At 57.4% G+C, this 13,138-nt stretch carries 13 protein-coding genes; 3 read left to right on the top strand and 10 right to left on the bottom strand.

Going from position 1 to position 13,138, the window contains the following annotated elements; genetic code table 11:
* Positions 1–490: 490 nt before the first annotated feature.
* Positions 491–625 (bottom strand): hypothetical protein, encoded by a 135-nt coding sequence (locus tag DIT71_RS18385; protein WP_264756328.1) that lies wholly within the window; start codon positions 623–625, stop codon positions 491–493.
* A gap of 324 nt (positions 626–949) precedes the next feature.
* Between DIT71_RS18385 and DIT71_RS08530 the strand changes: the two genes are divergently transcribed.
* On the top strand, positions 950–3,103 hold the full coding sequence (locus tag DIT71_RS08530) for a putative bifunctional diguanylate cyclase/phosphodiesterase (protein ID WP_114612763.1): 2,154 nt from the start codon (positions 950–952) through the stop codon (positions 3,101–3,103).
* Between the two features lie 28 nt (positions 3,104–3,131).
* On the opposite strand, the gene DIT71_RS08525 is transcribed toward DIT71_RS08530, so the two are convergent.
* From DIT71_RS08525 to DIT71_RS08515, 3 genes are read right to left on the bottom strand one after another with little or no spacing between them, the layout of a single operon-like run.
* Positions 3,132–3,935 carry an enoyl-CoA hydratase-related protein gene (locus tag DIT71_RS08525; protein ID WP_114612762.1) on the bottom strand — a complete coding sequence of 268 codons (804 nt, stop codon included), beginning with the start codon at positions 3,933–3,935 and terminating at the stop codon, positions 3,132–3,134.
* Positions 3,936–3,988: 53 nt separating this feature from the next.
* The gene (locus DIT71_RS08520; protein ID WP_114612761.1) at positions 3,989–4,867 is read right to left on the bottom strand and encodes a DMT family transporter; all 879 of its coding nucleotides are present in this window, start codon (positions 4,865–4,867) and stop codon (positions 3,989–3,991) included.
* 4 nt (positions 4,868–4,871) lie between these two features.
* A complete protein-coding gene (locus DIT71_RS08515; RefSeq protein WP_114612924.1) occupies positions 4,872–6,338 on the bottom strand; it encodes a patatin-like phospholipase family protein in 1,467 nt (488 codons plus the stop codon).
* A gap of 124 nt (positions 6,339–6,462) precedes the next feature.
* Here DIT71_RS08515 and DIT71_RS08510 point away from each other — a divergent pair, with 124 nt between their 5' ends.
* Complete coding sequence (locus tag DIT71_RS08510) at positions 6,463–7,254, top strand: enoyl-CoA hydratase (RefSeq protein ID WP_114612760.1); 792 nt, start codon at positions 6,463–6,465, stop codon at positions 7,252–7,254.
* Between the two features lie 3 nt (positions 7,255–7,257).
* On the opposite strand, the gene DIT71_RS08505 is transcribed toward DIT71_RS08510, so the two are convergent.
* Genes DIT71_RS08505 through DIT71_RS08495 form a run of 3 tightly spaced genes read right to left on the bottom strand, consistent with a single transcriptional unit; the run spans position 7,258 to position 9,458 of the window.
* Positions 7,258–7,800 carry a DUF192 domain-containing protein gene (locus tag DIT71_RS08505; RefSeq protein WP_227538009.1) on the bottom strand — a complete coding sequence of 181 codons (543 nt, stop codon included), beginning with the start codon at positions 7,798–7,800 and terminating at the stop codon, positions 7,258–7,260.
* The gene (locus DIT71_RS08500; protein ID WP_114612759.1) at positions 7,761–8,522 is read right to left on the bottom strand and encodes an ABC transporter permease; all 762 of its coding nucleotides are present in this window, start codon (positions 8,520–8,522) and stop codon (positions 7,761–7,763) included. Before DIT71_RS08500 ends, DIT71_RS08505 begins: the two co-directional genes overlap by 40 nt.
* 15 nt (positions 8,523–8,537) lie before the next feature.
* Positions 8,538–9,458, bottom strand: coding sequence for an ABC transporter ATP-binding protein (locus DIT71_RS08495; protein WP_114612922.1), 921 nt, complete (start codon positions 9,456–9,458; stop codon positions 8,538–8,540).
* A 121-nt stretch (positions 9,459–9,579) separates the two neighbouring features.
* Here DIT71_RS08495 and DIT71_RS08490 point away from each other — a divergent pair, with 121 nt between their 5' ends.
* The gene (locus DIT71_RS08490; protein ID WP_227538008.1) at positions 9,580–10,062 is read left to right on the top strand and encodes a hypothetical protein; all 483 of its coding nucleotides are present in this window, start codon (positions 9,580–9,582) and stop codon (positions 10,060–10,062) included.
* Between the two features lie 6 nt (positions 10,063–10,068).
* Here DIT71_RS08490 and DIT71_RS08485 read toward each other — a convergent pair whose 3' ends face one another.
* The 3 genes from DIT71_RS08485 to DIT71_RS08475 are packed head-to-tail and all read right to left on the bottom strand — an operon-like array spanning position 10,069 to position 13,071.
* Positions 10,069–11,535, bottom strand: coding sequence for a PhnE/PtxC family ABC transporter permease (locus tag DIT71_RS08485; RefSeq protein WP_114612757.1), 1,467 nt, complete (start codon positions 11,533–11,535; stop codon positions 10,069–10,071).
* Positions 11,536–11,551: 16 nt separating this feature from the next.
* The gene (locus DIT71_RS08480) at positions 11,552–12,202 is read right to left on the bottom strand and encodes an ATP-binding cassette domain-containing protein (RefSeq protein ID WP_114612756.1); all 651 of its coding nucleotides are present in this window, start codon (positions 12,200–12,202) and stop codon (positions 11,552–11,554) included.
* Positions 12,202–13,071 carry a putative selenate ABC transporter substrate-binding protein gene (locus DIT71_RS08475; protein ID WP_114612755.1) on the bottom strand — a complete coding sequence of 290 codons (870 nt, stop codon included), beginning with the start codon at positions 13,069–13,071 and terminating at the stop codon, positions 12,202–12,204. Before DIT71_RS08475 ends, DIT71_RS08480 begins: the two co-directional genes overlap by 1 nt.
* Positions 13,072–13,138: the final 67 nt, after the last annotated feature.

Here is a 13,138-nt window from a genome sequence, read left to right as displayed (position 1 = left end):
GATTAACATGCAGGGGAAATATGCTTTATAAGCAACGATAATGGCGTCGAGGCAGAACCAATAATGGCTAATTTTGAGAGCGGAGTATTAAAGAACATATTCGACGCTATATCATTAACGTTATTTACAATTCGCGTTGGTACCGTAAGCAGGCTTCACTGGCGTCAGTGATGACGGAGGTGGTCGTGATGTCGTTGATGAGGTGGGAATCTGTCAGAGCAGTGTGCAAGTCAGGATGACTCAGGGCAAGATTGGTTAACTATGATTCTGGGGTTATTTTATGCGCGAGTTTGGTTTTGAGTGTAGCCAATAGCTTGTAAAATCTGCCTTCAGGCTGCGTGCTCGCAACTTGAAGGCTTCGCTCCTGGAAAGCGGCATTGTCTCCATTTTTAGAAGAGCTCACCGATTTCCCATCAACACCCGTAGCTTCCCCAGCGCAGGCCGATTGCACGAATGCCCGGCCTAATCGCTGAAAGGGAACAAACGCGGTTCAACCAAAGCCCAAGAAGGAGAGAACCGCCACAATAATAACCACGGCACCGACGATATAGACAATGTTGTTCATAGGTAGATCCTTTGTTTCCAAGTCCTGAAGTCTGGTTACGCCCACGTCCTTGCGGCGCATGATGTAACGTCCTGTATAGGCACTTCCTTCGCCTCATCTGGATCCATAATGGGCCGTTTGTTTTGCCCCGTCTGTTCGCTGCCGTACGGAGCGCAGAAACACCGAAGCAGATAACGGGTGGCTCCGGGCCTGTTATCAGACAAACGGTCGGCAGCTGTGACTGATAACGTGGAATTAACGCCCATTTCATGAGAACAGCGCGTAAGCTCACTGCGCGCATACCCTCCCGCTTTCCGCTCCCCGGTGTTGCTGCTTTTCCCGGGAACAGTAATGCGGCTACCTGATTGAGTGCGCACCCACCTATCAAGAAAAAGGCCTCCCCCTATGAAGCTGGCTCGATTTATCCAGACAAACATGGAGCAACTGCTTGAAGAGTGGGAAGGTGCGGCGCTGGAAATTGCCCCTGAATTCAGGGGCAAAGACAGCAGTGCCCTGAGGGATCACGCCCGCTCGATGCTCGGTTTCGTTGCCGAGGACCTCAGCACCTCCCAGACCGGTGACGAATCGGAACGCAAGGCCCTTGGCAAAGGCAAAGCCTCTGTTTCAGACGTTGGAGGAAAGCATGGCGTACACCGCCTCCAGCAGGGTATGTCCATGCTCCAGATGGTGCAGGAACTCAGGGCCCTGAGAGCCCGTGTTACAAAGGCCTGGGGCGTTGAACAGCAGGGACTTGCCGAAAATGACATTGTTGAACTGGTGCGCTTCAACGAAGCTGTTGACCAATTGATTGCCACCTCAATATCCAGCTTCTCGGCAGTCAAGGATCGGGTAACCTACCTGCTCGAGGCCATGCTCAGAGCCTCGCCTGATCCCGCCGCCATATTCGAACCTGACTGCAAATACCTGTTCCTTAACACAGCGATGGCCAGCCTGGTCAATGCAACGCCCCGGGATGTGATTGGTAAAACACCCGTTGAGCTTGGCCTGGACCTGGCGGGTGTGTTGCAGGAGGCGATCGCGACCACCGTAAGCACAGGTCAGATCCAGCACAGAGAGTATAATCACTGCTCGCCATCAGGCCTCGAGTTATATCTGGACTGCAAGTTTGTACCGGTCTTTAACGACCGCAAAGAAATTGAAGCGGTCATCAAAACGTCCCGGGACATCACTGACAGTAAACGGACAGACCATCAGGCCTGGCAAATTGCCAATTTTGACGCGCTCACTGGCCTTCCCAATCGACGGCTGTTCCTTGACCGGCTTGAGCAGACCCTGCTGGAGGCTCAGCGAAAAGGAATTTCATTTGCTGTGCTATTCGTGGACCTGGACCACTTCAAGCAGGCCAATGACCAACTGGGCCACAGGGCCGGTGACCGGCTACTGGTAAGAGTGGCCGAACGTATAAATACCAAGGTTCGCGCGATGGATACGGTAGCCCGTCTCGGGGGAGACGAATTCACGCTGATCCTCAAGGAAACCGGCAGGGCGGGCGCGACGGAAGCTGCCACGTCACTTCTGAGGAGTCTGGAAGAGGCGTTTGACGTTGATGCCCACCGGGTGCACATTTCCGCCAGCATTGGCCTGGCCGTTTTCCCTGATGACGGCACCGATGTCGACACGCTGATGCACAATGCCGACCAGGCCATGTTTGCCGCCAAAGAGCGTGGGGGCCACCGGGTTCAGGCCTACGAGTCCTGGATGGAGCAGAATGAATCGGAATACGTCCAGTTGCGGCGAGAACTGGATGATGCCCTCAGGGAACACCAACTGGAGGTCTACTACCAGCCCATCATCGATATCCGCACTGGCGTTATATCCAGGGCGGAAGCATTACTGCGGTGGAATCATCCGCACCGGGGACTATTGAGTCCGAACGCCTTTCTCGGCATCACCGAGCAGAGCGGCCTGACCGACAGCATCACCGCCTATGTGCTGGAGCAGGCGGTCACCCGCTCGCTCAGGTGGCGTGACCTGACTGACGAAGCTTTTCCGATCAACATCAACGAATCACCGGCCTCGTTTGTTACCCGGAGCCTTGTGGACCAATGGCGGGATCGGCTGACCGAAATTGGCCTCAATGAAAGCCGTATCACGATGGAGCTGACTCCAGCCTCCCTCAACAACATTCATGCTTCCGGTTTCAATCCTGTCAGGAGCCTGGGCCTTGCGGGTTTGCGCCTGCACCTGGCAATCGACGACTTTGGTATCGAACCCTTCTCGCTGCTGGCGCTTCAGGAATTCAAGCTCGACAGCATCAAGATTGACCGGGAACTGATCAGCAACGCGGGCCAGGGTGGCGATGCTGACCGCATACTCGAGGGCATCATCGCAATGGCTCACGCGATAGACGTCCAGGTTGTTGCCGTAGGCGTTGAGAGCGCCGGGCAGTTACAGTTTCTCTCCCAGGCCGGCTGCGACTTTGCCCAAGGCTTCCTGTTCTCGCGGCCCCTTCACCCGGATGCTTTCGAGGCATTGCTGGACCGGAACCGCAAGGGGGTTGTCTCCTGGCGGCGCCCCGCTGTTGAAGGAATCACCTGACAATGACCGATGACCTTATGTCTGGCCATCACTTCCTCGCCATCGTCTCCAGCATCCGGTTAACCGCCTCCAGATGCTCGGGCTCGTTGTGGCACATGCCCTGGAAATTTGCACACACGTCCAGAAAATCCTTCAGCTCCATACGCGGTGCCATTGTCATCAGACGTTTGGTCAGTCGTGTTGCTTTCGGTGGCTGACTGGCAATACGGCTGGCCATGGCATTGGCGGCATTCAGCAGTTCCCCAGCGGGCACCACGTCCAGCACAATACCCAGCTCCCGGGCTTCACCGGCGTCAATGATGCGCCCGGTAAGGGTCAGCTCGAACGCGCGCTGGTAGCCGATCAGGCGCTGCATGAACCAGGCGCCGCCGTCACCGGGAATGATGCCGAGGTTGAGGAAGGTTTCCCCGAACTTTGCGTTTTCCGAGGCAATGCGGATATCGGCCATATTCGCCAGGTCGAAGCCTGCGCCGATGGCGGGGCCGTTTACCGCGGCGATGATGGGCACCTCAACGTCCTGAAGGGTCAGGGGGATTTGCTGGATACCCTTGCGGTAACGGTCCGCGCACTCGGCCACATCGCCGGCGAAATCGCCACTGCGGTTGGCCATGTCACGGATATTGCCGCCGGCGCTGAAGGCGGAACCGGCGCCGGTGATCACCAGTACCGACACGTCATCACACCGGTTTACCCATTGTGCGGTGGTGACAATGTCTTCGATGAGGTGGGAGCCCGTTAAGGCATTGCGCAGGTCATGACGGTTCAGGGTAAGGGTGGCTACCCGGTTTTCCAGGGTCAGCAGGGCATCGGTCAGTGTTGGTACGGTGGCCATGGTTGCAGTTCCTTGTGTGCGGTCAGCGCGCATCTTCGCGCGCCGGGTTTCAGTTAATCAACGGCCACTCGGGCCCTGCGGTAGCGTTTTACTTCTATCCAGCCGTGGGTAGCCAGGGCGGAGAAAACAATCACGCCGCCAATCAGGCTGAGGTCTGGCGGCACCTCGCCCAGAAACAGCCACACCAGAAACGACCCCAGCACGGTTTCCAGCAACAGCATGAGGCTGACTTCTGCCGCCGGTATGTAGCGGGGGCCAATCTGGATGAGAATGCAGGCGGTGGGCAAAAAGACCAGGCACAGCAGGCCAATGAAAAAGCCATCCCTTGCCGAGAGCAATGCGGCTCCGCCCATGAAGGCCGCCACGATGGCCAGTGCCAGGGCGCCGAACATCAGCATCACACTCATGTCGCAGTCGGGCCGCGAGCGGGCCACGTTTAGGTTGGCGGCAAGGGCAGTGGCTGCGATGCCGGCCATCATCAGCCCCAGTGGATCGCCTTTTCCCCACTCTCCGATTGCCATGAAGGTTGCGCCGGTCACGCATACCAGGATAACAACCCAGGTTCTCCAGGGCAGGGTTTCCTTCCAGACCAGCCACGCAATCAGCGCGGCAATCACCGGGGCGGTGTTGAGGATAACCAGCACGTTGCCCGCCGCGGTGTTTTTCATGCCCACGACGAAGCCGAGGGTGCTTACCGCGAAAGCCCCGGCGCAGAACAGCCCTTTCCAGCCGCAGCGCCTGATTTCGGTTGTCAGGCGGGAACGATACCTTCCCCAGCTGATCACCAGGAAGCTGATGGCCAGCAGCAAGCCGCGCCAGAACAGGAAGACCACCGGTTCCACCGAGGTAATCTTGACCAGCAGCGCGTCCGGCACGATAAACAGCACGCCCAGGGCGGCAATGGTCAGGCCTTTTATCCGTGTGGTCTGCAAGCGGCTACTCCGGGGCTTTGTCGTTCGCAGCGCAGGCTTTCTCGAGCCGCGCAATGCAGTTGCTGAAGGTGCGGCTGATACGGGTCTGGTCCCGGATCATGGGTAACCGTGGCCAGGTCGCCTGCTCGCCAAGCCGGATAAACATTTCCAGGTCCTTGCGGCTCGGGTTGGCCAGCACCTTGCGGTACAGCAATGGCCGGAACGGGAACTGCACGTTGATATCCCCGAGATAGGTCTGCGTTGCCATGGCGTGCGCCTGCTCCAGCAGTGGCCGCAGTATGCCTGATGACCATCGGTCACGGGTCAGCTCCAGCGCGGTCGCTACCTGGGCGTGCAGTATTGAAGCCGCCGCCTGTTTGGCGGAGGCGCCTGCCCCGCGATCATGATGATGGCTGATAAACGGTAAAACATGGGGATTGGCCTGGCTGACGATGGTGCGGTTCACGTTATGGAGCCGTGCCATGCGCATCAGCGGCAGGTCGCCGTGGACGCTGCCATCAATCCAGCGTTCCGTTGGCATGTAGGGTTTCTTGCCGTTTTTGCCCCTGTCGTTGTCCCGGGCCTGGAGTGTCACTGGCGGGTAGATGCCGGGGACCGCACAGGAAGCCAGGATGGCAGAATCAACCAGCACTTCCGGTGAGGCAAGGCTGTTGAGCAGTCTTGGTTTCTGGCGGGTCCGGGTAGGGGATACGGAAATATTGAGGGTGCGCCCGCTGTGCTCCGCGGCCTCACGGAAGCTGGTGCTGCCGATGTTGGTGTGGATGTGATGAAGCAGTTGGGACTGGTCCATGGCATGGCGCTTGCGCCAGATACGATCGGGTTCCAGCCAGCGAAATGCGTCCAGGTGGATTTCGCCCGGCTCGTTGAAAAAGCGTTCAAGCTCCGGGTTGTTACGGGTGCAGATGGCCCCGGCGACAATGGCGCCCATGCTGGAGCCGGCAATGACGTCAGGCAGCAGGCCCTGTTGCCAGAGTGCGCGGGTAACGCCGATGTGGTAAACGCCGAATGCCGCGCCACCGCTGAGCATCAATGCCGGGCGGCCGTATACCCTCTCGGCATCCCGGAACAGGCGCAGTTTCTGTTGGTCAGTTACGCCCGGCATCTTGTGGTCGCAGATGAAGTCCATGGAGCGTTCTACTTCATCAAGAAATTCGGTGACCAGGTACTTGGTGCCCGTCCAGGCGACGGCGTAGAGGTCCGGGTTGGCAATCTCACCCAGGTGCCGGTACAGGCTCTCCTGCAGCACGCGGGTCAGGCCACGGGTGTCACCCTTGTTACGGCAGTGCACCATGGCGTCGATGTGCTCGCGAATCAGCTTCTCGTGAAGGAGCTCGCAGCCACTTTCCTCCCGCCAGCTCAGGGTGCCTTCCAGCTCGTCCAGCTGCTTGGCGATATCGAGCCATTGCTGATAGGACGAGGCTTCGGTGAGTTGTTTTTCCAGTTTGCGACGTTGCTTCTTTATATCGTTCATAAGCATAGGATACATCAGGAAAGCGCAATACTCCGACCAATGTCGCTTCGACACTTCTGATATGCTGGCTGATACTGCAGTATTTGTTGGGTTGTCTGCCGTAAAAGTGGAGCAGGGGGATACGATGAGCGAGCAAAGCGAAGCACTGGTAAAAAAAGTAACGGACAACGGAATCACCACACTCACACTGAACCAGCCGGAACGCAGAAACAGTCTCTCCGTTGCCATGCTGGAGGCCCTGTCAACGGAGCTTGAGTCTGTATCCGACGACCCGGAGACCCGTGTGGTGGTACTTGCTGCGGCCGGCAAGGTGTTCTGCGCCGGGCATGATCTGCGTGAGGTGCGTGAACAATTCGACAGCCACGAGTTCCAGTTAAAGCTGTTTAACCTGTGCAGCAAGGTCATGCAGCAGATTGTGAACCTGCCGAAACCGGTGATCGCCCGCGTTGCAGGCGTGGCGACCGCTGCAGGCTGCCAGCTGGTGGCCAGTTGTGACCTGGCAGTTGCAGCCGATACCGCACGGTTTGCCACTCCCGGTGTCAACATTGGCCTGTTCTGTTCCACCCCCATGGTGGCCCTGTCGCGCAATGTGTCCCGCAAGCACGCCATGGAAATGCTGCTGACGGGGGAAATGGTGGACGCGATCAAGGCCGAACGGCTCGGGCTGGTCAATCAGGTGGTGGATGAACAGGCGCTCGATGAAGCCGTCTACCGCCTGGCCAAAACCATTGCGGGGAAATCCGGCTTTACCCTCAGGATCGGAAAAGAGGCGTTCTACAAGCAACTGGAAATGGGTCTGGCTGAGGCTTACGACTACACTTCGGAAGTGATGGCCAATAACATGCAGGCTGCTGATGCCCAGGAAGGAATCTGTGCCTTTCTCGAAAAGCGTGAGCCAGACTGGAAAGACAAGTAGGCGCTAGCGACAGTCCGATGCGTCCAGTGAAAGCCGGTCTCCCACTCCGATGTCCCGGCGTTCAAAGAAGCCCTGGTTCATTTCCAGGGCCAGGTAAAACGGCACCCCGGCCGGGTAGTTGGGGCAGTCTCTGCCCTGATCTGCCGGGCAGGGCTCCATCTGGCGTATGGAACCAATGACGCCGTTGCTGTCCATATAGGCAATATCCAGCGGGATCAGTGTCCGGTACATCCAGAAACCATGATGCGCCCGACGCTGGTCGCCGTATACAAACAGCATCCCGGCGTCCGCTGCCAGGCTTTCTCGTTCCATCAACCCGCGGCTGCGTTCGTCGGAGCTTCTGGCGATTTCAACCGTAATCGGAACCGCCCGCTCCCCGGCCATCAGGCATGCCTGCTCCACGGGCAGTGAGCCCTTGTCCGGCAGCGCAGCCAGGCAACCGGAAAACAGCAGAGCCATCATCAGGGCCATGCCCCTCAGGCCGTTCCCCGGTGCCTGCCTGGTCATCAGGAACGCAACCGGTAACCGGTTTTGAAGATCCACCATACGCCCACCATACAGGCGGTAAGAAACAGCAGCGTCATGCCCACGCTGATTCCCACGTGAACGTCTGACACGCCATAAAATGCCCAGCGGAAGCCGCTGATCAGATAGACCACCGGATTGAACAGGCTGACGGTCTGCCAGACTTCCGGCAGCATGTCGATGGAGTAGAAAGTGCCGCCCAGGAAAACCAGCGGGGTAACAATCATCAGCGGGATAATTTGCAGTTTTTCAAAGCCGTCCGCCCAGATACCGATAATGAAGCCAAACAGACTGAAGGTAATGGCGGTCAGCACCAGGAACGCGAACATCCAGAAGGGATGCAGTACGTCATAATCCACAAACAGCCTGGCGGTTAACAAGATGATAACGCCGAGTATCACCGACTTGGTGGCGGCGGCACCCACGTAGCCAAGCACCACCTCCACATACGAAACCGGGGCGGACAGCACTTCATAGATGGTTCCGGAAAATTTCGGCATGTAGATGCCAAAAGAGGCGTTGGAGATACTCTGCATCAGCAGTGACAGCATCACCAGGCCAGGAATGATAAAGGCACCGTAACTGATGTTGTTGATGTCGCCCATGCGGCTGCCGATGGCAGAACCGAACACCACGAAATACAGGGAAGTGGAGATGACCGGCGATGCCACGCTCTGCATCAGAGTGCGTCGCATTCGGGCCATTTCAAAATTGTAGATTGCACGGACACCGTACAGGTTCATTGCATCACTCCCGCATTATTCATTGACCAGGCCTACAAAGATCTCTTCCAGGGAGCTTTCCCTGGTCTGAATGTCCCGGTACTCGATATCGAGATCGCCCAGGGTTCGAAGGAGCCGGGCTACGCCGGCCTGCTCCTGTTGTGAGTCAAAGGTGTAGATCAGCTCATAGCCGTCTTTCGACAGCTCCACCGGCTCCAGCGCAAGCTGTCCCGGAATTGTCTCCAGGGGCTGCTGCAGGTGCAGGCGAAGTTCCTTTTTGCCGAGCTTGCTCATTAACTGCGCCTTGTCCTCCACTAGAATGATTTCACCCTGGCGGATAACCCCGATACGGTCCGCCATTTCCTCGGCTTCCTCGATATAGTGGGTGGTTAGAATGATGGTGACGCCGTTTTCCCGCAGCTTGCGGACCATTTCCCACATGTCGCGCCGCAGCTCAACATCCACGCCTGCGGTGGGCTCATCCAGAAACAGGATCTGAGGTTCATGGGACAGAGCCTTGGCAATCATCAGGCGCCGCTTCATCCCCCCGGACAGGGACATGATGCGGCTGTTTCGCTTGTCCCACAGGGACAGATCTTTCAGTACTTTTTCGATATGCTCAGGCGCCGGCGGCTTGCCAAAAAGGCCGCGACTGAAAGAGACTGCACCCCATACGGTTTCAAAGGAGTCGGTGTGGAGTTCCTGGGGCACCAGGCCGATGCTTTCCCGGGCCTTGCGGTAATCCTTGACGATGTCATATCCGGCGGCCTTTACTTCCCCGCTGGATATATTTGCGATGCCGCAGATGATGCTGATCAGTGTGGTCTTGCCGGCACCGTTCGGGCCAAGAAGGGCAAAGATTTCGCCGCGTTCAATGTCGAGATTGATGTCTTTGAGGGCCCTGAAACCATCAGCATAGACTTTGTTGAGGTGCTTTACGGAGATATCCGGTTGCACGGGCTTATCCTGTTGGTGGTGAATCAAAGCGCGGTATTTTCTCACGACCGGCGCTGATTTAGAAAGCTTTGCCTCGGCAGCAATGATCCCCATAATGCCTGATCACCCTGGAGGAGTGGATGTGTTGAAAGCCATTATTGCTGTCGTTGTTGTCGCAGGCGTGGTCGCCCTGGGACTGTTCGGGCCACGCTGGCTGATGTCGGACCCCAACAGCGCTTCCGGTGCGAATGCTGTGAAATGCGATCTGCTCAATGATACGTGCCAATGGACACAACAGGGCACTCGTTGGGAGGCTCATCTGGAAAAAGATGGTGTTCAGGCTGAAGGCACCGAGTATCGGCTAACCCTGAAGACGGATGCGCATCTGCCCAGGCTGTTGGCGGTGTTGCGTGGCGAATCCATGTACTTGGGGGAATACCCGGTTCCGATGACGCGTGCAGGCCGGGCTCGGGACAGCCAGAAGAGCCTGTGGCAGGCACGGTTTACGGCACCTTTCTGCACGACCGACCCGACGATGACCTGGCGGATTGATCTGCAAACGGGCATCGACAACAAGCCCGGGATGCCCGTGAAATTGACGTTCAGGGCCGAGGGTCGCGGGTGACTCGTGCTAGCAGGTTGGCATGGTCTGCAGCGCGAGCTTCTTGCGGATAAACCGGCCCAGGATATCAACGCCGATATTCAGGGAGGCGGTGATCAGGATCAGCACCATGGCCTTGTCGAACTGGATGTTCTGGATGGCACTGTCGACATAGAAGCCGAGGGTATAGATGCCCAGAATACCCAGGATGGCGGTTTCCCGCATGATGATTTCCCACCGGTAAAACAGGAATGCCAGGAACGACCGGTACACACGGGGCACCAGCTCGTAGGTGTATCGGTTAACCCCCGTTGGAGCATCCGGCCGCAGGATGATAGAGCTGGACTGACGGCCAATCAGATGACCGATGATGCCGCCGTTATGCAACGCCAGCGCAACCACCGCAGGCAGCATTGATGGCCCCCATAGCTGCAGGAGGATATAGGCGAGAATGTATTCCGGCGTTGAACGCATGATCACCAGGAACACGTGGCCACCGGTCCGGCGCACTGGCCTTCCAAAGTGTGTGGAAATCAGCGGGAACGCGAGCAAAGCGATGATCCCCGTCGCCACCAGAGCAATCTGGGTCAGTATCACCGTATTCCAGATACCGGGCAGGGCCTGATTGATAAACAGATCGCCAAACCAGGCGCCCATACCAGCCCAGCCCTCTTCGTTTTTCAGGGGGGAGGGAACAATATCCTCGGTAAAGAACCGGGCCACGTTGCCCCAGACAATGGGCATACCGTCACCCAGGAAAAAAGGCGCACCCAGAATATACACCGGCAAAAGCTTGGGTTTAACCCACAGCGGCAGAGTGGCAATCAGCACATAGAACAGGATGAGCATGGCACCGGCGTCGGAGTAATGGCCCTGGGAAAACGCGGATTCCAGGTAAAAACCGAGCGTTGGCAGCCCCACGAAACCCAGAATGGCGCTGGAGCGAAGGCCGCACTCCAGGCGATAGGCGGTATAGGTGCGCATCTGAACCCAGCAATCCGGAATGCGGGCATACAAAAAGGCAGAGATTACGCCGGTACCCGGTGGCAACAGGCGTCCCGGCTCCGGGTCCGCCTCTTCTAGGATTTCGGAATAGACCTTGGCAAAAATACCGGAGTAGGGAATGGCGATTGCCAGCACACCGGTCAGGGGATGAAACCCGAAAAACTGAAGGAATATCAGTGCCCAGAAAAGCTCATGGATAGCCCGGACAAAAGCACAGAAGATGCGCACCGGATAGGCGCGATAAACCAGCGCAAGCAGGAAACCGCAGACACTGCCAAGGGCTACCCCCACGAATGCAAAGGCAACGGTGCGGAGCAGGGCGGTGGCCAGACCCTGGGTACTGAAGAAATCCGGAGTCACCACGCCCAGGAAAAAACGCCCCAGATCTTTCCAGGGGTTGGCGGCAGTGATGGCAATATCCGCAAACACCAGCCCCACCAGAGCAATGGCGGTAAAAATCAGGCTGGTTCTCACGGTTGGTGAAGACAACATAGATAGGGTTTCTGGTTCAGTAGAGCGGCATGATGTCTGCCGGGGTCAGCTTGTCGCTGGGCTCGTCCAGTGCGACCTGCCCGTCCTGGATACCGACAATGCGCGTGCAATAGGCCAGGGCCAGCTCCACATCGTGGAGGGCAATGACACTGGTGCGAAAACGCTGTTTGAGCAGCTTCATGACCAGGTGGGCGGTCGGGCCATCCAGTGCCGAGACCGGCTCGTCCGCGAGTAACAGGTCGGCTTTGCGGTACAGGGCCCGGGCAATGGCAACCCGCTGCCGTTGGCCGCCCGACAGCGATGCGGCCGGAATCCAGACTTTTTCCGGCATGGCCAGCTCTTCCAGCAACGCTTTTACCTCGCGGCTGTCCCTCGCAAAAGGCCGTACCAGTGTGAGTGTGTTGTACCAGGTGGCATTGGCATCCAGCCGCCCCATATACACGTTATGGAAAACCTGCAATGCATTCACCAGGCCCAGATTCTGGGGCACCAGGGATGAATGGCCCTGAACCTGCTGGTGTATCAGGTTGATCAGCGTTGACTTGCCGGCACCGCTGCGGCCAACGAGGGCGACGCGGTCGCCCTCCCTGACGCTAAGCGATAGCGGGCCTATGACCCGCTCCCCGCCAAACGATGCTGTCAGTCCGGTTAGATCAAATCCTGACATTAATCGATAATTCCAATCTGCTTGCCGACAACCCGGATTGGCTCATAGGCGTCATTGGCAACCGGGATGAAGCCACTGCGCGGAAAGCTCTCGAGCAGCTCGGGGGCATCCATTGCCAGCAGTGCTTCCTGAACACGCTGTGAAAAGCCTTCGCCGAAGCGTTCATTGACGTCGCCACGAATGGTCCACTGATAGTTGGGGTAGGAAGGCGTTGTCCAGATCACTTTGACCGCATCTGTATCAATGTTGTCGTTCTCCATTTCCTTATCCCAGACAGAGAAGTTGATGGCGCCCACATCGTAGGTACCGGACTCGACCAGGCGAAGAGTGCGGGTATGGTTGCCACTAAAACCAACCCGGCTGAAAACCTCTTCCGGGCTCTCATCAAAGGCTTCGCGGATGTAGTATTCCGGAATGAGGCGTCCGGACGTGGAACCCTTGGAACCGAAGGTAAAGGTTTTGCCGCGGAGCTCGTCCGACAGCTCCTCCATTTCATCAAGGCCAGTGTTTTTATGGGCAATGAAATGGGTGTAGAACGCCTTATCCTCTACGCCCTGAGCAATGGCTTCCGAGCCCGTCACCAGTTCCCGCGCCTGGACGCCTGAGAGTCCGCCAAACCAGGCCAGTTGGACCTGATTATTTCGGAACGCTGAAATAGCCGCAGCATAGGACTTTACCGGGATATAGCGAACCTCTACATCAAGCTCGCCAGACAGGTAATCGGCAATGCCCTTGAAGCGCTCGACCAATTTGGTTTCGTCTTCATCCGGTATCGCAGTGAACACGAGGGTCTGTGCTGAAGCCGTTGCGGAAACTGTCAAAGCCATCATGCTGATCAGTGCGAATTTCCGTATAAAATTCAAAGCCATTTGAATTTCCTCTTAGGTTGGGATTGTGTTGCGAAAAGTAATCAGGCTGGCGAGCAGCCGAAAGCAG

Origin of the sequence: Marinobacter vulgaris (assembly GCF_003344045.1) — a bacterium.
Classification (GTDB): Bacteria; Pseudomonadota; Gammaproteobacteria; order Pseudomonadales; family Oleiphilaceae; genus Marinobacter; species Marinobacter vulgaris.
This window is presented reverse-complemented; position numbering and strand designations above follow the sequence as displayed.

Excerpts from the sequence above, each read along its gene's own strand:
- DIT71_RS08505 (WP_227538009.1), bottom strand. The coding sequence starts at position 7,800 with ATGGTGGATCTTCAAAACCGGTTACCGGTTGCGTTCCTGATGACCAGG.
- DIT71_RS08485 (WP_114612757.1), bottom strand. The coding sequence starts at position 11,535 with ATGTTGTCTTCACCAACCGTGAGAACCAGCCTGATTTTTACCGCCATT.
- DIT71_RS08525 (WP_114612762.1), bottom strand. The coding sequence starts at position 3,935 with ATGGCCACCGTACCAACACTGACCGATGCCCTGCTGACCCTGGAAAAC.
- DIT71_RS08475 (WP_114612755.1), bottom strand. The coding sequence starts at position 13,071 with ATGGCTTTGAATTTTATACGGAAATTCGCACTGATCAGCATGATGGCT.
- DIT71_RS18385 (WP_264756328.1), bottom strand. The coding sequence starts at position 625 with ATGCGCCGCAAGGACGTGGGCGTAACCAGACTTCAGGACTTGGAAACA.
- DIT71_RS08515 (WP_114612924.1), bottom strand. The coding sequence starts at position 6,338 with ATGAACGATATAAAGAAGCAACGTCGCAAACTGGAAAAACAACTCACC.
- DIT71_RS08480 (WP_114612756.1), bottom strand. The coding sequence starts at position 12,202 with ATGTCAGGATTTGATCTAACCGGACTGACAGCATCGTTTGGCGGGGAG.
- DIT71_RS08510 (WP_114612760.1), top strand. The coding sequence starts at position 6,463 with ATGAGCGAGCAAAGCGAAGCACTGGTAAAAAAAGTAACGGACAACGGA.
- DIT71_RS08500 (WP_114612759.1), bottom strand. The coding sequence starts at position 8,522 with ATGAACCTGTACGGTGTCCGTGCAATCTACAATTTTGAAATGGCCCGA.
- DIT71_RS08530 (WP_114612763.1), top strand. The coding sequence starts at position 950 with ATGAAGCTGGCTCGATTTATCCAGACAAACATGGAGCAACTGCTTGAA.